Raw genomic sequence first — 22,894 nt, 5'->3', positions numbered from 1 at the left:
TGATGATGCATTAAATGATTTATTTTTTTATCAGATGTAATCAATTTTCTTATTTAGAAAAACGAATAATTTGTTCGAATGGTAAGCGTGATGAATTACGTGCTGGTACTGCAGCTTTTCCGATAGCAATTAAAATCATCGGTAATTCGTTTGCAGGAAGCTCGTATTTTTTAGCGAAAGCTACTTTATCAAAGCCACCCATAATTACTGTTTCATAGCCCATGTCTTTCGCTAAAAGTACGATTTGCATAGAAATTAAACCGACATCTAAATGTGCAATATTTGTGCGTTCAATTTCAGAAAAATTACTATATGCAGATTCAGAATTTGAAATCATCATATCAGCAATATCGCGCGGCATATAGCCTAGTTCAACATTTAAATCATTAATTTGTTTCGCATTTTTATACATTTCATTGTCGCCTAAAACAGCAATAATTGCTGATGATGTTTCAATTTGTGCTTGATTAAAACCAGCAATACGCAATTCTTTCTTTTGTTCTTGATCATCGATAACAAGAAAGCGCCAAGGTTGTAAGTTACTTGATGATGGAGCTGATGTTGCTTGCTCTAGGATATGTTGGATTGTTTCGCGCGGAATTGTAACACCAGGCTCATATTTACGCACTGATTTACGTTCATCCATTAATTTTTCTAAAGCTGTTTTTTGTTGTAGCATATTTACCATCCTCTATTATTTTAGTAATCTATATTCTGCTTTTGCTCATCAATTTAAAAATAGAGCGAACTTTGTATTAGCTCTGTAAGAGTTATTTAAACGTAATTTTACATAAGCAAAGATTAAAGTGATTTTAATAATTTAATTACATCTTTGGCAACTGCGCCACCTGATGCGGGATTTTGTCCTGTAACGATACGATTATCAGTTACAGTGAATACTGACCAATCAGCATCTTTTACGTAATTAGCCCCTTTACGAACAAGTTCATCTTCAGTTAAAAATGGAACGACTTTATCTAGTCCAACAGCAATTTCTTCTGTGTTAGTAAAACCAGTCACTTTAGTATTTTTAATTAAATATTCACCGTCGCCATTTTTAATATTTAATAATCCAACAACACCATGACAAACAGCAGAAACAACGCCACCGTTAGCGTGAATAGTACTTGCAATGTTTTGTAGGTTTTCATCTTCTGCGAAATCCCACATAACTCCATGACCACCTGCATAATAGATAGCATCATAATCATTCGGGTTAATAGAGTCAGCCGGCAAAGTAGTGCTTAGTTTGTTTAAGAAATCAGCATTTGCGTAATATTTCCAATCTAATTCGGTCATTTGATCAGCTTGTAAACTGTGTGGGTCAAGTGGCGTATGACCACCTTTAGGGCTCACATAATCAATTTGATACCCTTCTTTTTCCATTTCATCTGCAAAGTGAACAGCTTCCCCTAACCATAATCCTGTTGCACGTTGTAAATTGGGATATTTAGAAATATTCGTTACTACTAATAAGATCTTTTTCATTATGAAATCTCCTTAAAGTTTGATACTATCAAGCTTAAAGGTTAAACCATACTTTAAGTCAAGGAGGACACATCGTGTATACAATTCAACAAGCGAGCCTCTTAATTGAAATTCCTGCAAGTTCAATTCGATACTATGAAAAAATAGATTTAATTCCACCAGTAAAAAGAAATGAACAAGAGCATCGAATATTTGATGAACAAGACATTGAACTTTTAAAATTAATTAAATGTTTTCGAAATCTAGGCATGTCAATTGAGGATATAAGAGAAAATATTTCAACGCTGAGTTTAGAACAGGAAGAGATTAATACGCAAGCTATATTAATTCAGCACAAGAAAAAATTAGAAGAGCAAATTGATGTTTTAAATTCTTTTATTAGTGAAATTGATCAGAAAATTATTATTAAATCATTGTGAAGCGGTCACTTGGTAGAGGGGAATACCAACCCAACTAAAAAGTGAACTGTTCTCAGGGTAAGCCCGAAATATAAAAAAATGTGCACTTTTCCGATACGTACGACATATGGCCATCTATCTGAATTTTTTATCGGATAAGATGGCTATTTTGTTTTCGCAGAGGCATTCAACGATTGGTTTTGTTTCTTGCTGACGAGCTTGCACGTCCTCTTCTGGAGAAAGAGGTTTGACTGAATGAGTGACTTTTTTCTCTAAATTTACTTGAAGTTTATATTCTAATAAACAGAGTCGTATTTGCTGATCTGTTCACATATATATACCTGATGTTCCTTTAAGGAAATCAAAAATTGAATGAGGTGTCGAATGAGTATTCAGCAATACGAGCAAGCGTTACAAGGGAAGTTACTATTACCGACAAACGAACTGTATGAAGAGAAATGCCAAATTTTCAACTCCGCGGTCCAGTCAAAACCTGCAGCCATCATTGTCTGCGAAACGGAACAGGATGTAGTGGAGGCCGTAAATTATGCAAATGCAAGAGGATTAACGATTGCGATCAAAGGTGGTGGACACCATTTAGCAGGGTTTGCCATAGCAGAAGGTAGTGTGGCAATCGATATGTCAGCGATGAAAACAATGACGATAAATGAAGAAACGAAAACCGTAGAAGCGGAAGCTGGCGTAAAGGCAGGGGAACTAACAGCTGAAGTGCAAAAGTACGGTTTAGCCGTACCACTCGGAACCGCTTCAAACCCAGGCGCATTTGGTGTCGCGCTAAGTGGTGGAATTGGCTATTTACGCGGTGTGTATGGCTTAGCTTGCGACAATATTATCGGCGCTACCATTGTGACAGCAGATGGAGAAATTTTAACAGTAGATGAATATTCACACCCAGATCTTTTATGGGCACTGCGCGGTGGTGGCGGAAACTTCGGTGTTGTAACGAAGCTGGTATTCCAAGCGTATGAAATCGGCACGGAGGTATTTGCATTAGATTTAATGTATGACTACGCGGATGCAAAAGAGGTGTTCATCAAGGCACAACGCTTTGTAGAGGCCGCACCAAATGAAAGTGTGGCGGTCAACTTTACGGTGACGATTTTACCTCCAGTACCATTTTTACCAGAAGCACTACACTTCAAAAAAGTCATTATGGTGTTAGGTATGTATGCAGGTGTGAAAGAGGAAGGCGAAGCAGCTATGCAACCATTACGCGAGCTAGCAAAGCCAATCGTGGACTATTCCGCGATTATGCCGTATACCACACTACAGCAAAAGCTTGACCCGATGATTCCACCAAGCGTCAACTGTTACGGCACTGCCTTATACTTCGATAAATTAGAAGGCGAAGCGTTACAGAAGTTTTTAAGCTTTATGGATGCACCACCATCACCTGGGATTTTAGGGCAAGTATGGTCACTCGGTGGCAAGATGAACGAAATGACAGCGGAAACATCACCATTTGCGATGCGTGATGCGGGCTGGGCAGTAATAGTGGACGTGATGGCAATGGACGACGACGATGTAGTATGTGAAACGTGGATTAACGATTTATATGATGGATTACGCCCATACGCGCATAAAAAAGCATCTTACTTAAATTCTATTAATCCTACAGAAACTGCAACTGAGGATGCGTTTGCTGAGAATTACGTGCGTTTACAACAAGTGAAAGCGCAATATGACCCGACAAACGTATTTTGTCATAATCATAATATTAAAGTGGAGAAGTAATTAAATAGTGTAAGGGTCTGTCTGAAAGTTTGTTTTCAGATAGGCCCTTATTTATAGTGCAAGGAACAAAACTCTCGATCTAAATATAGAATGGTATATCCGTTATTATGTAAATTAAATGTGTTATGAAATTCAATTTTATAAAGATTTCGAGTATAGATAAGTATAGGCTATTTGTATATAATTTCCTTAATGGATGTGGGGGATTATTGAATGACTAAGAAAAAATGGATTTCAATTATTGCAACAGTTGTTGTACTTTTTGTAGCAATTTTATTTGTTAGAGGCACCTTTTTTCAAGAAGAGACGACTCTTCTTGAAGTAGCTAAAAATTCAACTTATTTTGAAGAAGATAAGCCATTTTTAGCTGAAAGTATTATATCAGGGTATATGACTTACAGATATAAAGAGGAAAGTGCTGGTACGGAAATATCTGAATCAGATGCACAAGATATTATAGATTTATTAGCAACTACTAAAGTAAAAAAAACATTAAAGAGTATTGCTGATGTTGATTCTGGAATGTACATACTTGCCTTAGATAATAATGGTTATACAATGAGCTATGATTTAGCCATAGATTTTTTATTGAAGGAAAATAAAGATAATGAAATTTTAATAACAACAAATTATAGTGATGAAGTTTATATATTGGAGGATTCAAATTTTTATAATAAACTTGTTGAAATACTGAAAAAGGCCCCCCTCTGATTTAGAATAAAATGTACTCTATCAGATAGCAACTATTTCACGGAAAAATCAGCGCAAAAACGTGTAGCAAAACAAAAAGCAGATGAAATGGTCAAAGCCATCATTTTAAAGGCGTATTATTTCCGAGGAAGCAAAAAAGGAGCACGCCAAATTAAAATGACGCTTCAAAATCAATACTTGATCACGTACAACTTGAAGCGTATTCGCCGTATTATCGTATGGCGAAAGCAACGAAAGAGCACAGAACGTGTCAAAATACCTTACAACTTCACTTTAAACAAGGTGTAGTTCCCAACCAGTGTTACAGAAAAAGATTAATAAAAAAGGCTTGATTCCACTAATGGAACAAGCCTATATGAGTCAGTTTTACTTTAGGGTTAATCTCATTAAATTTTTAATTCTCCTAATGATTCCCACTGTTCCGTGAATTTAGCCATTGATTTCTCCACTTCTTCTTCATTTGGAACATGGCTTAGTATTTCCTCTTGTGTATAAGCTTTACCGCCTTTTACAATCGTATGAATCTCTTGTGTATGTTTAATGTTCTCTAATGGATTGTCGTTTAAAATAACTAAATCAGCAATAGCTCCTTCTCTAATTACACCAATCCCATCCAGATTAATAGATTTTGCCGCATTTACTGTCGCTGCTTGTAAAGCTTCCAATTCAGTAAAGCCAATCTCCACAAATATTTCGAGTTCACGGTGTAAAACCATACCTGGGTAAGTATATAATAAGCCAGGCGTATCCGTTCCAGCAACTACTGTTCCACCCATATCATAGTAAATTTTAGCTATGGCTTTCTGTAAGTTTTGTGTTTTAGCATTATATTTTTTTATTGAGTCTACATGTTCCACTTGTTGATTCCAATATTGCATAATGTAATCTATATTTGAAGCGGATTCTATGACAATATTTTTAGGAGACCAAAATTCAGGATAATTGATAGATTGATCGTAAATAACCATTGTTGGACATAGTTTTACATTGTAACCCAACATTTTCTCACAAAGTTCCTTTATTTTTTCTTGATCTGGGTTTACCCAATCGATATGACTCCATTCCTCTTGGTCTACAAATAGATTCCACCCTTTATACATCTCTTGTGCAAAACCGGATGCATGTTCAATCCAATCAACCCCTAGCTCAGCTGCATCTAAAGCAGTTAATTCTTTTGAATTCACCAAATCAATAGCAACTTCCAAGTTGTACTTCTTCGCCTCATCTACAGCTGCTGACATAACCTCTCTTTTGATCCATCCATACAATTTAACAAACTTTGCGCCCACTTCTACTTGTCTACGAACTTCTTTTCTGGCCTCTTCCGGATCGTCGGTTACGAGAGCCCCATAGCTAGTTGGACCCCATTGACCAGGTGTTCCGTCAATCATTCTATCTGATGCGTATACTCGTGGTGTTGGTGCATCGTCAGGTTTCTCAATTAAGTTTTTTAGTAAAAGGACATTACCGGCAGTATTTCGCACAGTCGTAACCCCTGATGCAACGAAATGGGGAGCAAATCGCTCATTGATATGACAATGCATATCGATTAGACCTGGGATAATATATTTACCTTCAGCATCAACTATATCTACACCTTGTGGTAACACGTCATCACTTTTAAATATTCTTTTTACCATATTTCTCTCTACTTCAATTGAGCCTACATAAGAACCGCCATTTTCAACATCAATAATTGTTCCATTTTTAATAATAAAATTGCGCATTTTTACCTCCTGTATTTTCTATTTTCAGTATTAGGAAGAGTTAGGGCATGATGTGTTCTGTGTTGGGATTTATTGGTATAACTCTTTGTGTTTATTTTACAATTAAGTTTAACAAAACTAAAGAAGTTACTCGGAAAAATTATGGATAGGATAAGATAACCAACAATCAGTACTATGTTTAATGAGTTGCCCGAATGGTAGAATAAAATAGACAAATTAGGATTTGTCGGGTTAAATAAATCATAGAAAAACATAAGCCTTTTGGGATTACTTTCGAATAAGGTTTTATTTAGAGGAGAAAAACGTGGAAAAAGTTAAAAAATATTTTGGAGAATTTAATATGACCTGGCCGAGGGTTATTCTTTTGGCTATTATTACAGCAGTATATACTGCGCTTATCAATCAGGTGTCGTTTTTGAAAGATACCTCATTTCAGGACATCGCCATTTATGCGGACTGCTGGATTCTTTTTGCCGTATTCATTGTTGTTAACTGTAAGAAGTGGTTGGAAGCCGCGCTTAAATGTTTCGTGTTCTTCCTTGTCAGCCAGCCCCTCATATATTTGATTGAGGTTCCGTTTTACGGATACGGTTGGGACATATTCCGCTATTATGATTACTGGTTTAAAATCACACTTCTGACCTTGCCAGGTGCCGTGATTGCATTCCAACTTAAAAAGAAAAACTGGCTCAGCGTTGTAGTTTTATCCGTGGCAACAGGTTATCTTTCTGCTGCTAGCGTCCGTTATTTCAGAGCTGCAATGGCAAATTTTCCTAATCATTTGCTCAGCGCTATATTTTGCATTGCTCTGGCCGTTTTCTTTGTTTTTGTTTTGCTGGATAAGAAAAAGCATCGCATCGCGGCTCTTACTGTTATAGTTGCAGTTGTTATTGCATTTGTTTCCTTCACTGGAATAGACAAGTCAAAGGAAATATTACTTGACGAGGGAAGTTGGAATTACTCGCTGGAGGATGAGTCCGTTGTCGTTGTGGAGATTACAGAAGGAAACCATGTCACGCTGACTGCAAAGCATGATGGCAATACTTCCATCCGCTTTGAAAGTGATGAAGGTACCGAAATAAACTACTATGTTACGGTAAGCGGTGGTAGCATTTGGATTAACCTTCTTGATGAAAGCTGAGCTTTTACTCCAAGCTCAGCACTCATCACATTGTGAAGCGGTCGCTTGATTGAAGTTAGTCTAATAGTGAAGTAAAAAGAGACGGTTTAGAAGTGTGGGTATCACACATCTAATTGCCATCTGCTTTTTATTTATGGATGAAGCAAGGTGAGCACCCCGTTATCCTATAGAAAATTAAGATTAACTTATTTCCTCTTATTCTTACCGAGTTTCTCATTTCCACGTTTAAAGTTACCCGTAATTTTCGCTAACAGTAACTGTACTTCTAATATATTATTTTCAACTGCTTTAATTCTCGCTATAAGACGCTCAGCCTCCTTATCCTTTACAACTTTAATCTGTTTACCTCTGTAATTGATTGTAACTGTTCCATTTTTCATTATTTGATAAGTGAATGGTTCCTCACCTAATCTGTTTCGTTTATCTATTTCGCTCACTACACCAACCCCCTAATTACTTTGGTTTCATATTATATTCAAATAAATTAGCAAAAATCCAAAATTACAGCAGTTGAAATACGTTATTGAAGTTTCATGAAGTCGTTCGATAAGTAAGGCGGCGCATTGGAAGGTTTCAGTTATATAGACAATTATGAGGTTCATTTGCACCTAAAGGGGACATTAGTACAAATCATTAGAATAAATAAGGGATGAATGAGAAATAATAGAACTAGCTCAAAAAAATGGAGTTGATTCTATGTCAAATGCAGGTGAAATGCCTCGAGAAGAAGGGATAGACCATAGTTTAAGCCTTATAAGAGAAGGATATAGGTATATCTTGAATAAACGTCGCAGTTTCAATTCTGACATTTTCGAAACCCGATTACTTGGAAAGAATCTTTCTGGAATATAATGTCGTCACGATTAACTGCGTCACCTTGAGTCTTTCATTATTCTAAATATATCCAAAATTCATACTTTAATATTCCATTTAATGTATAATGTAAATATCCTATTAAACAAGTAGGAAAGTCTTTTTCCAGGAGATTTACGATGAAAATAGATTGTTTAATTGTTGATGATGAAATTGCTTTAGCTGAAACAACTTGTGAATATTTTAATATGTTTGAAGTCAAAACGGCGTTTGTGACAAGTGCGGAGGAGTGCGAGCTTTTTTTTGAGGAACATGAACCATCATTGATTCTACTAGACATCAATCTCGGTAATGAATCGGGGTTTGACTTGTGTAAAAAGTTGCGTAAAATAACGCAGATTCCAATCTTGTTTGTAAGTGCTCGTTCCAGCGATGACGATGTTCTAATTGCGCTTAACATAGGTGGCGATGATTACATACAAAAGCCATATACATTAAGTGTTTTATTAGCGAAAGTAAAAGCAGTTCTCAAAAGATATGGTAACGATTCTAGCAACCAACAAGAAGTTTTAGAATTTGGACAGATTCAAATTGATACGAATCTTCATCGTGTTCGAGTAAATGGTATAGATATTCAACTAAAAACGATGGAATATAAACTTTTGTATTATTTGGCAAAAAATAAAAATCGCATTATCACAAAAGATGAATTGTTTCAAAATGTATGGAAAGATTCCTTTGTAGGGGATGGGACCCTAAATGTACATATCCGTCATTTACGGGAGAAAATTGAGCGTAATCCAAAGAACCCGCTATTTATAAAAACTGTATGGGGAACGGGATATGTTTTAGAGGATACCAACCAATGAGAATAAAATTACTAATTGTCATGATTTTGTTTCTTTTTACTGCAGGAATAACTTTCTCAATAATCATAATTAGTAATAAAAATATTTCAAAAGTAGATCTTGTGGCCATAAATGATGTGGTTAAGACTGCCGAAAAAAATTGGGGGCAAATTAGTGAAGAAACTTTTCACAACAGCAGCGCCATAAAACAACCATTTTCTATTATAGATCACTCGGGAAACCTGATATACCAAACATCAGGCAATCATTTTAACAATATATACGATGCTATAAAAAATAGAGACACAGTTATAGATCTGAAACAAAATAACGAGATTGTAGGGAAAATAATTATTCGTAATAACGAACAAGAAATAGTAGAACAAATGAAAAATGAACTGGTTACATCTATAAGTTTGATTTTTGGTCTATTAATGATTATTAGTATTCTTTACATTACGTTTATTTATAAAACGTTATTGGAACCGTTCCAGCAACTGCAATATTTTGCAGTGAATGTGGCTAGAGGCAATCTAGAGATCCCTTTAAATATGGACAAGAACAATTACTTTGGTGCGTTTACGGAGAGTTTTGACTTATTGCGTGAAGAACTGGGGCGTGCACGTCAAAGAGAGTATGAATCTAACCGTAGTAAAAAAGAGCTTGTTGCCACATTAAGTCATGATATTAAGACGCCTGTTGCTTCAATTAAAGCGGTAAGCGAATTAATGCTTATGCAGGCAAAAGACGATAAGGTGATTAAACAAGTGAATACGATTTATTCGAAAGCAGAGCAAATAAACTTACTTGTAACAGATATGTTTCACGCCACTTTAGAAGAACTGCAACAGTTAAAATTAGCGGTAACCGAAGAATCGAGCGAAGTACTTGTTGATATGATTGAGAATGTCAATTTTGATCAGCAAATCGTCTATGATTCAATGCCACAATGTATTATTTTAATGGATCCCGTACGTATGCAGCAGGTAATAGACAATATTATCAGTAATTCATATAAATATGCAGGAACAAAAATCACGATTAAGTCTCGAATTAATCAGGGATATCTTGAACTTCACATCATAGACTACGGACCCAAAATTAGTGCAGAAGAATTACCCCTATTGTTCAATAAATATTATCGTGGGAAAAATGTTGAAGGCAAGAATGGGTCTGGCCTAGGTCTCTATATATCGAAGTACTTTATGGAAAATATGGGCGGCCAAATTAGCTGTTACATTCGAGATAATGGTTTTACGGTAGTTTTGAAAATTAAGCATGCATAATAATTAAGAATTAGTTAAGAATTGCACAAAGATTTAATAAGGATTCCATTTGTATGATAAGACTGTAATCTTCATTACGGTCTTTTTTCTTTTGGTTGGAAATACAATGATGAGCTTAATAAGGAGAGTGCTAAAAACATGACGAACACAATTATTAAAACCGAGAAGTTATGTAAAACCTTTTCGAGCGATGGAATTCAACAGCATGTATTAAAAAATCTAGATATCAGTTTAATGGAAGGAGATTTTACAGTCATAATGGGCAGTTCGGGATCTGGGAAATCCACTTTACTTTATGCAATTAGCGGAATGGATAAACCGACATTAGGCGAAATCGATTTTGGTGGGAAAAATTTATCGAAATTAAACAATGATCAACTGGCGATATTTAGAAGAAAGAATTGTGGCTTTGTATTTCAACAAATTTATTTATTAGACAATATGAGTGTACTCGATAATGTATTGGCAAGTGGTCTTTTAGTAAATAAAGATAAACGTGAACTTGTTAAAAATGTAAAAGAGCTCTTAAAACGAGTAGGAATCAATGAAAACTCATGGTCTAAATTTCCAACACAACTTTCTGGTGGTGAGGCACAACGAGTTGGGATTGTTAGAGCATTAATTAACAATCCGAGAATACTATTTGCTGATGAACCAACCGGTGCATTAAACTCGGCATCTAGTGATAGTGTTTTAGATGTATTCACAAATGTAAACCGTCATGGGCAAAGTATGGTCATCGTAACACATGATATTAAAACTGCACTGCGCGGAAATCGAATTTTATATTTGCGAGATGGAGTTATTTACGGTGATTTGCAGTTAGGTGCTTACGAGGAGAAAGAGAATATGGAGCGTCATGAAAAGCTTAGGGCCTTCCTTGCAGAGATGGGGTGGTAAGGTGAAAATCATGAATCTAGCTCTTGCTAATATTAGAAAAAGTAAGTCTGCAACAGCTTCTTTATTTATATTTATTTTAGTTGCTGCGCTACTTCTGAATATAGGTCTAATGGTTATTACTCAAGTAAGTGCATTTTTTGATAGTAAAGTAGAACAATTAAAAGATCCTCATGTAATAACAATGATGGAATATGCAAGTTATAACTCGAACTATGAAGAATTCATAGCGAATTATCCTGGAGTAACAGAGACAGAAACTGAAGAGATTATCATTATGAACATTGCAAAATTTAATTTTGGCAATAGTGAATTAGCTAGTAATGCCACTATTTTTAATGCAGATCATAATCGTAGTATCGGAGCGTTGAAGTTGATTGAAAAGCTAAATACTTCGAGTGCTAATGATATTTTTATTCCATATAGTTTTAAAACAAATGGTGGTTATAAGTTAGGTGAAAACTTTACTATTCACTATCAAGAAAAGGAATACGATTATCGAATTGCTGGGTTCTTTGAAACAACAATGATGGGTACGACTAGTGTTGGAATTTTAAAATTTATGTTACCAGAAACTGCCTACCTAGCATTAGCAGAGAAACTTGACAATGTATCAAAAGGTTTGATTATATCTGCAGTGATGGAAGACAAAACACAATCAACAAATTTACTAAGTGATTTTACTAAGGAGTTTCCTCAATCAACAGTAAGTGAAAAGAATTCATATATTTGGGGATTAGACATTGAAATGGTAAAAAATGTAAACACGTTAACCGTTAACATCGTGGCTATAATATTAGTAGCTTTTGCAACCATTATTGTGCTTGTATCACTAATTGTCATTAAGTACCGTGTATCAAATAGTATTGAAGACGGGATGACGAATATAGGAACACTTAAAGCAATTGGTTATACAAGTAGGCAAATTCTTTCATCCATTATCTTACAGTTTACTTTGATTGCTTTTAGTGCAAGTGTAGTGGGGATTGTATTGTCATATTGTCTGATGCCTTTGATTGGAGGTATTATTTCATCTTTATCCGGATTATTATGGATTCAAAGCTTTGATATGATTGTTAACTTAATCAGTATTTTCTTTGTGACAATATGTGTTGTAATCGTAACTTTCGTATCTGCCTTTCGTATACGAAAAGTTCAACCTGTTGAGGCACTTCGAGGCGGCATTCACACCCACAGTTTTAGAAAAAATTACTTTCCATTGGAAAATACGAGAGGTGGACTGCATTTCTTACTTGGTATTAAATCGATGCTCTCAAATGCAAAACAGAACATTATGATATTTTTAATTATGATCGCTTTAACATTCGCTTCTGTATTTTCAGTGGTGCTTTACTATAACATTGCATCAGACAAAACCGCATTTGTTAACTTATTCGGCGCGGAACCGTCAAATGTGATGGTATCTATTAAGTCAGATGTAGAGCCAAGGGAACTTTTAAGTCAAATAAAAAAAATGGATCAAGTAAGAAAAGTAAATATATTTGATCTTATTACAACAAAAATTGATGGCCAAACCGTATATACTAATATTACTGATAATTATAACAACTTGGAGAATGATACCGTATACGAAGGTCGTCAGCCAAAACATGAAAATGAAATATCCATCTCCTGGGTTGTATCCAATCAAATTGATAAAGGAATTGGGGATATGGTTGATGTAGAATATGGGACTGAAACAGTTAGTTTTCTAGTGACGGGCCTTAGTCAATCAATTGGTAATTTAGGACAGACGGCTTCATTAACAATGGAAGGTATGAATCAATTACAATCAGATTATAAAGGTACTACACTTCATGTATATTTAGATGGAATATCGAACAAAGACTTTATCAAGAATGTTCAGGAACAGTACGGAAGTTTTATAGTTGATACATTAGATATCGATGAAAATATAGAAAGCCAAACAATTATTTATATCACTGCAATATTTGCAGTGATGCTGATGGTTTTGACAATTAATGTTCTGGTCGTTGTAATAATTCTATATCTAGTCGTTACAACGATGATTACAAAGCGTAAAAAAGAATTTGGCGTAATGAAAGCAATAGGCTATTCAACGTTCCAACTGATGAATCAAATATCGATCAGTTTTCTACCTGTAATCATTGCAGGCGTTGGAATTGGTGGTGGATTAGGGCTATTTTTTACTAATCCTATGCTTTCCTTATTACTTTCAAGTGTAGGGGTTAAACGTTTGGAATTTATCATTCATTTACCAATTATTCTAATGCTTTGTGTAGGCATCCTTTTTTTAGCCTACATTGTCTCAATACTCGTATCCATAAAAATTAAGAAAATTACTGCTTACAGTTTAATTACAGAATAGAATGATTCGAACGGGACAATTATGAGGTTCATTTGCACCTAAAGGGGACATTAGTACAAATCATTAGAATAAATAAGGAATGAATGAGAAATAATAGAACTAGCTCAAAAAAATGGAGTTGATTCTATGTCAAATGCAGGTGAAATGCCTCGAGAAGAAGGGATAGACCATAGTTTAAGCCTTATAAGAGAAGGATATAGGTATATCTTGAATAAACGTAGCAGTTTCAATTCTGATATTTTCGAAACCCGATTACTTGGAAAGAAAGCAATCTGTATGGGAGGTAAAGAGGCTGCTGAACTAGCAAAATTGAAATTGAAAATGTAAAGCTTAGAATGTAGGTTCATTTAGCATTCTTGTTAATAGAAAAGTGCCAAAAGTCGATTGAGGAGCAATCGACTTTTTCAGTATGGCCAAAAAGCTTTCGTATGCACAATTCATCAATCCAAATTATTTCTTTTCCATGGGGGATTCGTATTCTTATGGGAAATTTTATTGATTTTATAAACAGTAAATGGAATGACAAACGATAAAACTGTACATATCACCATTGTTACATTAGTAAGGTGGTCGATTAAAATATTCCACATATATAAATACCTCCCTTAATGCGATTTAAGAATATTTCCAGGCTTTTCGATTGTTACATTGACATCAATATTCACATCACTCTTTGAAAAATAAGCTTGACCGTCTTCCCAATCATCTTTGACTTTTGACCATAAAGGATAATGGTATTTATAAAGATGTGTATTTATCCCAAGTAAATCTGTTTGCACATCGTTTTGCAAAATAGAAACCGTATTTGTAGTCATTTGAGTAATCTGTTTTTCCAATGCTTTTTTTAACTCTTTATAGTGAGACTCGTTCATGATATCAAGGGAACCATATTGCTCTGCAATGCCTGCTTCAACATTAATTGTAATATGGAATTTTAAATGATTTTTATCCTTATTTTTTAGTGAAATTTTACTTTTAACTTTTAATATTTCAAACGTAATATCATGATTATTAAATTTAATATTCAACGTACCCGTTTGATCTTTAGAATTGATGAAATTAACTCCTTTAGCGTCATCACTAGTTAACATACCAACGACCTTGTTTTTCTTCCCGTTATAAATTGAAAGACCGGTATAATTGATGGTTGATGTATTTACGATATTTAATATAGGAATGGCAAAACTTTTTTTGGATAGAAGTAAAGCTTGTATATCGCCAACTATTAGTGGTTGAGCTATTTCCAAATTCGACTTGTTTTCTAATAGCTTGGAAATATACATACCAGGGATTTTCTCGTTTTCAGGGAGAACGTATAGGTAATCCCCCGCATGATCTTTTGTAATCGCAACTTTTACACTACGTAACATATCCTTTTCACGAAGGAAAATATCCATTAAATCCTCAAATAAACCCTCTTCTGTTGCTACTGCCTCAGAAAATAGGACAACATTTAAATGCGTCACATTTGTGATTCGCCCTGCTTGTTTAATCATATCTCGATTCATTTCAATAATTGTATTGCCAGTTTGAGATAAATTTCGAAAGGCCGGCATTGAATTACCACTATTTTGACCCTGCACTAAGCCAGAGGGCACAATAAGTTGCTGTGTTAATTGAAACTTACTATTTTTATCTTGACCATAATCTTCATTAAGGTGTTGATTAATTATTTTTTCGTCTTGTTGTAATCGCGTTTCGCCTACTATTTGCGGTTGAGCGCGTTCATCAATATCCATCTTGCTAGAACTATCTGCCATATCGATTGCAATACCGGATACAAACCCTCTTTCTTCAACCTCAATTTTATCCCAACAAGCAGCAAGAAGTAGCGGACTTAATAAAAGAATAATAAATCCTATATTTTTAATCATTCGTCTTCACACCCTTGACTAATAACATAATTCCAAGAAGAAATATAACAAAAACTAAAAAGCCTATCTGTATGTATGCCATATATTTTGCTATTTGATTGACTGCAATATAATTTGTCGGCAACATAGCTAAAAAGGTGATAACAGGAGACAAGATAAAAATAATTGTCATTTTATTAGCATTTTTAAAAATTAAATTTAGTAGCAGTACAGCAATATCAAAGGCCATTAAGCTGGTTGTAAATACAATGAGCGTCCAAATAATAAATAAAATTGAATCAAAGCGCTCAATAAAGTTTCCAGGATTTGATACTGTTTTTGATAACTCAAATACCGGATAGTAGAGATTATTTGTAACTGCATTCCCAAAAACACCGATGCACACAATAAAAATAATGATATAAAAGAAAAATGGCCATAAAATTCCTAACATAGTCATCTTAGGTGTCTGCTGAGGTTTTTTTACGAGCGAAATATAAAATAATACAATACCAAAACCTAAAAAGGCATGTAAACTAGATGTCGTTCCTTGAACAATCCCTTTTAAATCTGACTCAAAGATAGGCAGTAAATTTTCAAGTTTCATTGCTCCAAGAGGAAAGAAGATCAGTAATAATAACCCACCGATAACAAAGGGAAAAAAAAGAATATTAAGACGAAAAATAGCGGCACGAGAACCGCTAACAGCATAAACGACTACGAGAATAAACGCTAAACAAACAACTTCAATCGGTGTACGATCAAATAAATATTCATGGGATAATGTTGCGATTTCTCTAATTTGAAAGGCAGAAATGGCGATATATTGTGCGATAAAGAGAATGCTCAAAATAATGGCAACTGGTTTTGAAACTAAATAAGATGCAAAGGAAAGAAATGATTGATTTGGAAAGGAACTTGCAATTTTTGCAAGTAGCCACCCAAAAACAATGGCAATAAGTCCACCAAATAAAATGGTAAGCCATCCATCCGCTGATACTGTATTTTCGGCAATATAACGTGGCAAAAATAAAATGGTAACACTAATAATATTTGAGGCCACGGCAAACATAATGTCTTTATCGTTAATAAATTCAGCTTCTTTATAAAGTGTCATGGCTTACCCTTTCCTCCATTATTCTTTTGTTCTTTATCCTCGTCAGGTTCTAAAAATGGTTGAGGCTGACGCTTTACAAGTGTAGTAATGGGAGCGCGGATGATCACATTTTTTAAATCCCATAAGTAATTGGGTGCAAAAGGTGCTGAATAAGGGATTCCGATACTTTTTAAATTTGCCAAGTGAATGTGAATCATTATAAAGACAAGGATAATTCCATACAATCCAAGCATCGTAGCGGCAAAAATAGCGCCAAAACGTATGACTCTAAGCCCTATGGATAGACTGTAATTTGGAAGTGTAAATGCTGAAATTGCTGTTAGAGAAATGGCAATTACCATTAAAGGGGTTACAATACCAGCTTGTACGGCAATTTCACCAATAACAATACCACCCACAATCCCAATAGTCTGACCAATCTTACTAGGTAATCTTGTTCCAGCTTCCTGCAATATTTCATAAAATAACGCGATTATCAATGCTTCGATTAAGGAAGGAAAAGGCACACTCTCTCTTGAGGAAGCAATTGTAAATAAAAGCTGTGTCGGAATTAATTCCGGGTGATAGGATACGAGTGCTACATAAAGTGCTGGTAAAAAAAGTGTCATATAGAAAGAAACAAAGCGCAAAAGACGTAGTAACGTACTTATTAACCATCGTTGATTATAATCTTCAATTGATTTAAGGGAATCCCCAATAGTGATTGGCATGAGGAGAGCAAAAGGTGAACCTTCTACGATAATGCAAATTTTCCCTTTCGTTAAATTATAGGCGACTCTGTCAGGCCTCTCTGTATCAAGTATTTGTGGAAAGGGCGATAAATTACTATCTTCAATCCATTGTTCAATAAATCCAGAATCCGGGGCAAAATCAATCTCCATGGTTTTTAATCGGCGAACGACCTCATCTACAATTTCGGGTTTAGCTCGTCCTTCAATATGGCAAATAGCAATATTTTGATTAGATTGTTTCCCAATTTTCATTGTATTAATGCGAAGATTTGGATCCTTAACTTCTCGTCGTATAAGTGCAAGATTAAATTTTAAGCTCTCGACAAAGCCTGATCTAGAGCCACGTATTACAGATTCAGACTGTGGTTCCTCGATCGAACGAAATTCGCCACCACTTGTCCCTAACAGTATCGCTTGGTTGCATTCATTTAATAGAACAGCCGTATCGCCCTCTAATAAGGCTTTAATAATCTGATTAATATTTTTCGATTTTTTAATTTCGGTCAGTGCAATCATTTCTTCGTAAACCGTATCAAACATGGAAGTTTTAGGTTCTTTTTTGTTCAACTCAAGGATTCTTAAGATATTGTTATTTACTTGGTCCTCATTTACAATTCCCTTTAAATAAATCATGACAAATTTATTTTCAATAATTCCAATACTACTTTCTCGAATAATTAAATCTGCGGGGTTTCCAAGTATTTTTTTTATGATTTCTACATTAATCTCCAAACTGTTCTCAAGATTGCTTTGTTCATTTGAAAGATTACTCATTTTTTTAACTCCTGTTCAAATACTGACCTCTTTATTATTTTCTCTCAACAGTATGAAATTAATACACTAATTGGAAAGTAAAATAAAAGTATTTGGTTTTATAGTTCCAGGATCTAAAGGTATTTTTGACGAATGAGTTGTACTAATAAAGAGAAGCGTTGAATAATGATAAGTACACGCTCCATTTCTTTGTTTTTCAAGTGAGGGAGGAAAATAATTGAGATTATCTGAACTTCATCCAATCTTCTACCGCGCACGAATTCAACAGAAAAGACTTTTTCGATTTTTAGCAAATTTACAGGAAAGAAAACGGTTTGCAACGCATAAAGAATTATCAACAACATTCTCTTATACTTGTAAAAAGCACCAATCATTGTTAAGAAGAAAATTGGGAAATAGCGACCCTAAATTACAAGAAAATAAGATAATAAATTTAAAGACTGCTGCGAGTGAAATGGACGGAGTAATTATTAAACCTGGTGAAACCTTTTCTTTTTGGCAACTGGTGGGTAAAACTACTGAAGTAAGAGGCTATATTGAGGGCATGCAGCTCTCAATGGGAGAAGTGAAGACGGGAATTGGCGGTGGAATTTGTCAGTTAGCGAATTTACTATATTGGATGACGCTGCACACATCCCTTGTTGTTACGGAAAGGCATCATCATAGTTTTGACCCATTTCCTGACTCGGGACGAACTCTTCCATTTGGTAGTGGTGCGAGTGTTTTTTACAATTACATAGATTTACGATTTTATAATCCGACCTCTAGATCTTTTCAAATAAAAGTTTGGGTAACTGATAAACATTTGAAAGGTGCCATATTCTCCAATGAAGAAATGCCCTACTCCTATCATATTGAGGAAAGACAACATCAATTTTTAAAACAGAATGGGAAAAACTATCGCCAGAATGGGATTTGGAGAAAGACTATCGATAAAAAAACGGGGCAAATGATAAAAGAAGAGCTGCTAATTAAAAACTTTTCAGAAGTGAAGTATCCTATACCGGAGGAATTAAACTGAATAATTGGATATGAAAAAGGACCATTTTACGATAAAGTGGTCTTTTTAATTTGACTAGCTTATTTATTCTCAAATGATCTTAGCTTTTTTTAGTATAAGTGATGCAATCTGTATAGCGGATACTCCAAGGCTTTTGGTTCAAAATAAATAAGATGGAGCATAAAGGGTTTATTTATAAACTTCTTTTCCAAAATAACAAAATAAAAGCCAAATCAAGGGGTAGGTAAAAATGGATGTTTTTGATTGCATCGTTATAGGTGGAGGCCCATCTGGGTTAAGTGCCAGTTTAACTTTAGGGAGGGCAAGGAGAAATATTGCGTTATTTGACGATGGAACGAATAGGAATAGAGTAACGCAAGAGTCACATGGTTTTATTACTCGAGATGGGATAAAACCACAAGAGTTTAAAGAAATAGGGTTAAAAGAGTTGGAGAATTATCCATCCATATCATATTTTAATACAACAATTACGGAAATAAATAAGGATATAAGTAATGATAAATTTATTATCAAAACAGCTAATGGTCAGGAATTTGTTGCAGAAAAGATTATATTAGCTACCGGTATTCGAGAGGTGTTTTCTATACCAAGTATTAGAAATTTTTATGGAAAAAGTCTATTTAGCTGCCCGTATTGCGATGGCTGGGAGCAAAGGGATAAGCCATTAGTTGTTATTGCAGAAAAAGAAGAGCATGTATTGCATCTGGCTAAATTGATTTATACCTGGTCGCAGGATTTAGTTGTCCTAACAAATGGACTTGAACTATCTAAAGAAGGCGTTACAGAGTTACAAAAACGCAGCATCAGAATTATATCAGAGCCGATAAAAAATTTAATAGGTAATGACGGATATCTACAAAAAATTGAGTTTGTAACAGGAGAAACCATCTCAAGATCAGGTGGATTTGTTGCGCCATCCTATTACCGCCCTAATCAATTTGCTGAGAAGCTTGGCTGTAAAGTTCATGGAAATGGAAAGGTTATAACAGATGGTGTTGGTAGATCAACCCAAAAAAATATATATATTGCGGGAGAAACTGAAAAGTCCAAACCCACCTCATTAATGATTTCAGCTGCCAAGGGCAATAAAGCTGCAGTTTCCGTAAATACTGATCTAACTATGGAACGTTTTTGATTCCTTAATAATCCTTTTTGCCTTTTACACAAAAACCCCGAATAGGTCCACTCTTTTTAAGTGTCCGTTATTCGGGGTTCAGTTTGACCCAAGTAAAATTAATTAATTAGTAGTAAGAGATATTAGATTTTTTTACATAAGGTAAAAGACAAGGGAGTGATTCAAATAAAAAAAGTTGGGATCTGTAAAATTGTTATGTTCTTATTAGTCTTATTGTCTCTTTCTGCTTGCAGTATGTTGCGGGAAGAAATTAGTACAGAGATTGAAAAGCCAGGTGATGACATTATTGATAGTGAAAACGAAAGCACCGAAGCCGACTTAGACTTTATTTCCATCGAAAAAATTGAAACATATGAGGGCATGGAAATTACCGACTGGATCGATGAACAGACCGTTGTCCTTGCAAAGGAAAACGAAGGACTTGAAAAAATGACGCTTTTCGAGAATACTGAGTACTACCCTAGGAGCATTTATGTGTACAACTTGGGCACCAAAGAATTTAAAAAGATAAAAGCCCAAAAAGGAGCATTTCTTGGTGGAGCGACTTTGTCTACAGATAAAAAACATCTATTATATTATGAATACGCTATGGGGGATGTAGCTTATTATCTGATGAGTTTAGAGGACGAGGAGCAATCTTCTGTGCCGGAGGATAGTATTGGTATCGCTTATACAGCTGAGTGGACTGATGAACAATATGTAATTGGTGTTTCCTATAGTGGTGGAGCATATATGGCTGACACGGTAGGTAATCTAACTCAAATTGATGAGCTTCAGGAAGAACAATTGTTCACAGTTCATAAAATCCAGGGAAAAATCTATTATATAACTACAGATAGCCCATCCTATCAGGTGTATATGCTGGATCCGATGACCAAAGAAAAAAAGAATCTGCAATTAGAAAATGTGAATGGAATCACAATCTCGCCGGATGGAAAGCAAATACTGGTTAATCAAGTAACAGGGTCTACGAAAAGGCTAATAATTGCTGATGCCGATGGAACAATACAAAGTACAATTGCTGAAGGTTCTGAAGTGACTGGAGCTTCATGGTCTCCCAATCAGCAAATGATTGCATTTCAACTAATTTCTAATATAAATGGTGGAGATAGTAGTGGACTATACCTATATGATGTCTCGACTGGTAAATCCATGCAAGTCATTAAAGGTACAGTGTATGGCGAAATCAGATGGAGCCCTTCAGGTAAAAAAATTGTCGTTTCAGAACTGAATGAAAGAAACTATAACAGCAGTATCATATATATAAAATAGAAGGAAAACTAGATGCTTCTGTTAGAGAAAAAATCCTTATACAAGAGTTGTCTATTTTAATAGGGAGATTTCACTTAGAAAAATAATTTTTTGTAAATACTACAACATGTATTTCCCGTTTATGGTGTATATTTAGAATGACTTAAAATATATATGTAAGCAGTAATGACTGCATTAGTTGAAAGGGATGTACAATGAGCAAGATTGTTTTATCTACAGAAAGTGTAGCCGACTTACCAAAAGACTTTATTGAAAAGTATCAAATTCAAATCATACCGATGCATGTCATCATGGATGGAAAAGATTATTTAGAGAGCGAGCTTTCTGTAGAGGAAGTTTTTGATTATTATAATCATACTAAAAAAATCCCATCTACAACATCTACGAATGCACATGAATATCATAGTTTATTTACAGGGATTAGGAATAAATTTCCTGATAGCATTATTATTCACTTGGGATATACGTCAAGATCTTCGGGTTCCTTTCAAAGTGCGTTAATTGCAGCGCAAGATTTCGAAAATCTATTCCTAGTGGATACGCTAAATGTTACAGGTGGATTGGCTACAATTGTGATGTATGCGGCTAAATTACTTGAAGAAGATCCTTCTATTGACCATGTTCAGCTGATTGAAAAAATAGAATTCATTGCGTCTAAAACAAGGTTTTCTTTCATTCCCAATAGTTTAGAGTTTTTAAGAGCGGGCGGACGGGTGAGTAACGTTGCTTTTATTGGCGGGACGCTTTTAAAAATAAAGCCATGCATCGAATTAAAAGAAGGAAAGCTCGTTCCAACTAAAAAATATCATGGGAATATGAGATATGTCGCGGAAAAACTTATGCAAGATTACTTAAACCAATATGATATTGATAGAAAACAGCTAAATTTAATCTATTCTATCGGACTTAATGAAACTATAAAAAGAAATATGGAGAAAATCGCAAAGGATAAAGGCTTTGAAAAGGTAGAGTGGATACAAGGGGGTCCAACGATTTCTACCCATGCTGGACCTGGATGTTTTGGGATTTCGGGAATAGAACGATAGAAATGATTTTGAAAAAGTATCTTTGTTATCTAAATACAGGTCACTTGGATAAATTAGTTTAATCTATGAAAAATAGCCGTGTCGTTAAATCTGATTGTGGTCAGATTTTGCGGCACGGCTTTTTATTTGTGAATAATGTAGAGTTATTAGGAATTAGAAGTAGCAACTAATGCTGATTTTGAATTGGAGTTAATTATCTGTATTGTTTTGGCGCCTGGTGCCGTTCAATTATAAAATCCCATGAAAAAAAGAGGCATCCTAATGAAAGGATGCCTCTTTTTATGGTTACATCATTAAAATTAAAGTTTTACGATGTTTGTAGCTTGTGGGCCACGTTGACCATCTTCAACTTCGAATTCAACTTTTTGACCTTCGTCTAAAGATTTGAAACCGTCGCCTTGGATTGCTGAGAAGTGAGCGAATACGTCGTTTCCGCCTTCAACTTCGATAAAACCAAAACCTTTTTCTGCGTTAAACCATTTTACTGTACCTTGTGTCATTTAAATGACCTCCGTTATTCGTATTTAATAA

At 34.9% G+C, this 22,894-nt stretch carries 20 protein-coding genes and 2 pseudogenes; 14 read left to right on the top strand and 8 right to left on the bottom strand.

All coding sequences use genetic code 11. From position 1 onward, the window contains the following. Positions 1–49: 49 nt before the first annotated feature. The gene (locus DCE79_RS16230; protein WP_108714013.1) at positions 50–679 is read right to left on the bottom strand and encodes a nitroreductase family protein; all 630 of its coding nucleotides are present in this window, start codon (positions 677–679) and stop codon (positions 50–52) included. Between the two features lie 122 nt (positions 680–801). After that, the gene (locus DCE79_RS16225; RefSeq protein ID WP_108714012.1) at positions 802–1,488 is read right to left on the bottom strand and encodes a type 1 glutamine amidotransferase domain-containing protein; all 687 of its coding nucleotides are present in this window, start codon (positions 1,486–1,488) and stop codon (positions 802–804) included. Between the two features lie 74 nt (positions 1,489–1,562). Between DCE79_RS16225 and DCE79_RS16220 the strand changes: the two genes are divergently transcribed. The 3 genes from DCE79_RS16220 to DCE79_RS16210 all read left to right on the top strand — a co-directional run bounded on the left by DCE79_RS16220 (position 1,563) and on the right by DCE79_RS16210 (position 4,352). Beyond that, positions 1,563–1,907: a MerR family transcriptional regulator gene (locus DCE79_RS16220; RefSeq protein ID WP_108714011.1), complete on the top strand. Its 345-nt coding sequence runs from the start codon at positions 1,563–1,565 to the stop codon at positions 1,905–1,907. Positions 1,908–2,270: 363 nt separating this feature from the next. After that, positions 2,271–3,641 (top strand): FAD-binding oxidoreductase, encoded by a 1,371-nt coding sequence (locus DCE79_RS16215; protein ID WP_108714010.1) that lies wholly within the window; start codon positions 2,271–2,273, stop codon positions 3,639–3,641. Between the two features lie 213 nt (positions 3,642–3,854). Further along, the gene (locus DCE79_RS16210; protein WP_108714009.1) at positions 3,855–4,352 is read left to right on the top strand and encodes a hypothetical protein; all 498 of its coding nucleotides are present in this window, start codon (positions 3,855–3,857) and stop codon (positions 4,350–4,352) included. Between the two features lie 386 nt (positions 4,353–4,738). Here DCE79_RS16210 and DCE79_RS16200 read toward each other — a convergent pair whose 3' ends face one another. Next, the gene (locus DCE79_RS16200) at positions 4,739–6,079 is read right to left on the bottom strand and encodes an amidohydrolase family protein (RefSeq protein WP_108714007.1); all 1,341 of its coding nucleotides are present in this window, start codon (positions 6,077–6,079) and stop codon (positions 4,739–4,741) included. Between the two features lie 304 nt (positions 6,080–6,383). On the opposite strand from DCE79_RS16200, the gene DCE79_RS16195 reads away from it, so the two are divergent. Further along, positions 6,384–7,220 carry a hypothetical protein gene (locus DCE79_RS16195; RefSeq protein ID WP_108714006.1) on the top strand — a complete coding sequence of 279 codons (837 nt, stop codon included), beginning with the start codon at positions 6,384–6,386 and terminating at the stop codon, positions 7,218–7,220. Between the two features lie 185 nt (positions 7,221–7,405). On the opposite strand, the gene DCE79_RS16190 is transcribed toward DCE79_RS16195, so the two are convergent. Continuing rightward, positions 7,406–7,657 carry a hypothetical protein gene (locus tag DCE79_RS16190; protein ID WP_108714005.1) on the bottom strand — a complete coding sequence of 84 codons (252 nt, stop codon included), beginning with the start codon at positions 7,655–7,657 and terminating at the stop codon, positions 7,406–7,408. A gap of 259 nt (positions 7,658–7,916) precedes the next feature. Here DCE79_RS16190 and DCE79_RS18795 point away from each other — a divergent pair. The 6 genes and pseudogenes from DCE79_RS18795 to DCE79_RS16160 form a co-directional block, all read left to right on the top strand. Continuing rightward, positions 7,917–8,054 (top strand): annotated as a pseudogene (locus tag DCE79_RS18795) (cytochrome P450); the annotation flags it as partial. Between the two features lie 158 nt (positions 8,055–8,212). Then, a complete protein-coding gene (locus DCE79_RS16180) occupies positions 8,213–8,902 on the top strand; it encodes a response regulator transcription factor (RefSeq protein WP_108714004.1) in 690 nt (229 codons plus the stop codon). Next, positions 8,899–10,167, top strand: coding sequence for a HAMP domain-containing sensor histidine kinase (locus DCE79_RS16175; protein WP_108714003.1), 1,269 nt, complete (start codon positions 8,899–8,901; stop codon positions 10,165–10,167). The genes DCE79_RS16180 and DCE79_RS16175 overlap by 4 nt, the downstream gene beginning before the upstream one ends. Positions 10,168–10,305: 138 nt before the next feature. Continuing rightward, on the top strand, positions 10,306–11,067 hold the full coding sequence (locus DCE79_RS16170; RefSeq protein ID WP_108714002.1) for an ABC transporter ATP-binding protein: 762 nt from the start codon (positions 10,306–10,308) through the stop codon (positions 11,065–11,067). Between the two features lie 10 nt (positions 11,068–11,077). Further along, positions 11,078–13,414, top strand: a complete 2,337-nt coding sequence (locus DCE79_RS16165) for an ABC transporter permease (RefSeq protein WP_108714519.1) — start codon at positions 11,078–11,080, stop codon at positions 13,412–13,414. A 126-nt stretch (positions 13,415–13,540) separates the two neighbouring features. Further along, positions 13,541–13,717, top strand: a pseudogene (locus DCE79_RS16160) (cytochrome P450); the annotation flags it as partial. A gap of 302 nt (positions 13,718–14,019) precedes the next feature. Here DCE79_RS16160 and DCE79_RS16155 read toward each other — a convergent pair. The 3 genes from DCE79_RS16155 to DCE79_RS16145 are packed head-to-tail and all read right to left on the bottom strand — an operon-like array spanning position 14,020 to position 17,889. Continuing rightward, the gene (locus DCE79_RS16155) at positions 14,020–15,288 is read right to left on the bottom strand and encodes a Ger(x)C family spore germination protein (protein WP_108714001.1); all 1,269 of its coding nucleotides are present in this window, start codon (positions 15,286–15,288) and stop codon (positions 14,020–14,022) included. Beyond that, a complete protein-coding gene (locus DCE79_RS16150) occupies positions 15,281–16,384 on the bottom strand; it encodes a GerAB/ArcD/ProY family transporter (protein WP_108714000.1) in 1,104 nt (367 codons plus the stop codon). The genes DCE79_RS16155 and DCE79_RS16150 overlap by 8 nt, the downstream gene beginning before the upstream one ends. Beyond that, positions 16,381–17,889, bottom strand: a complete 1,509-nt coding sequence (locus tag DCE79_RS16145) for a spore germination protein (RefSeq protein ID WP_108713999.1) — start codon at positions 17,887–17,889, stop codon at positions 16,381–16,383. Before DCE79_RS16145 ends, DCE79_RS16150 begins: the two co-directional genes overlap by 4 nt. Positions 17,890–18,106: 217 nt before the next feature. Here DCE79_RS16145 and DCE79_RS16140 point away from each other — a divergent pair, with 217 nt between their 5' ends. The 4 genes from DCE79_RS16140 (at position 18,107) to DCE79_RS16125 (ending at position 22,363) form a co-directional block, all read left to right on the top strand. Beyond that, the gene (locus tag DCE79_RS16140; protein WP_108713998.1) at positions 18,107–18,910 is read left to right on the top strand and encodes a VanW family protein; all 804 of its coding nucleotides are present in this window, start codon (positions 18,107–18,109) and stop codon (positions 18,908–18,910) included. 229 nt (positions 18,911–19,139) lie between these two features. Continuing rightward, positions 19,140–20,045, top strand: coding sequence for an NAD(P)/FAD-dependent oxidoreductase (locus tag DCE79_RS16135; RefSeq protein ID WP_108713997.1), 906 nt, complete (start codon positions 19,140–19,142; stop codon positions 20,043–20,045). Between the two features lie 156 nt (positions 20,046–20,201). Continuing rightward, positions 20,202–21,317: a TolB-like translocation protein gene (locus DCE79_RS16130; RefSeq protein ID WP_108713996.1), complete on the top strand. Its 1,116-nt coding sequence runs from the start codon at positions 20,202–20,204 to the stop codon at positions 21,315–21,317. Positions 21,318–21,511: 194 nt separating this feature from the next. Continuing rightward, entirely contained in the window at positions 21,512–22,363 is an 852-nt protein-coding gene (locus DCE79_RS16125) for a DegV family protein (protein ID WP_108713995.1), read from the top strand. A 299-nt stretch (positions 22,364–22,662) separates the two neighbouring features. Here DCE79_RS16125 and DCE79_RS16120 read toward each other — a convergent pair whose 3' ends face one another. Next, positions 22,663–22,863, bottom strand: a complete 201-nt coding sequence (locus DCE79_RS16120; RefSeq protein WP_108712406.1) for a cold-shock protein — start codon at positions 22,861–22,863, stop codon at positions 22,663–22,665. Positions 22,864–22,894 lie beyond the last annotated feature (31 nt).

The sequence above is a fragment of the Lysinibacillus sp. 2017 genome (assembly GCF_003073375.1).
GTDB lineage: Bacteria > Bacillota > Bacilli > Bacillales_A > Planococcaceae > Solibacillus.
Note: the sequence above shows the minus strand (reverse complement) of the source record. Positions and strands in the feature narration are given on the sequence as shown.